The sequence below is a fragment of the Kistimonas ophiarachnellae genome, from assembly GCF_057552235.1.
Window position 1 is genome coordinate 1 of record NZ_BAAJPA010000072.1, and the last position, 489, is coordinate 489.

Below are 489 nucleotides of genomic sequence, written 5' to 3' on the forward strand. Positions count from 1 at the left end.
GCCTCGTCTTCAACATCCGGCACATAAACCTGTGCCAGATCGGCATTTTTGAGCGTCACGGCAATGGTACGGGCATCGCGCCGATCCGTTTTGATTTTGTCTTTCGGCAGCCTGGAAGGGGCAGCCACGATACAGTGAAAACCTTTGGCGGTCAGGTATCGATATAGCCAGTATCCACAAGGTCCGGCTTCATAGGCAAAAAACAGTTTTGATGCCTTGCTTTGCAGTCGGCGGATCAGGCGATCAATATCGCGGTGTAATGTGCCGATGGTGCCGTAATCCTGAACAGTATCATCACGCTCACTGCCAATGTAGGCGACGGCAATGGATGTTTTGTGCGTATCCAGTCCGATAAACAAGGTGCTATCTTTACTCATCGCTGGCCTCCGATCATTTTCTCAGGCTTGCCTGATGCGGCTCTGGTTAAAGCTAGCCCGCGTATTATTCGGAGGCCAGCTCTTACCGGTCAGCGGGAGTCATTATGTCTAT

Annotated in this window: 1 protein-coding gene; it reads right to left on the minus strand. The window is 51.5% G+C overall.

All coding sequences use genetic code 11. The features are described from left to right. Positions 1-377, minus strand: a 377-nt coding sequence (locus AC27K1_RS21680) for an IS110 family transposase (RefSeq protein WP_487152879.1), incomplete at its 3' end; no start/stop codon positions are given. Positions 378-489: the final 112 nt, after the last annotated feature.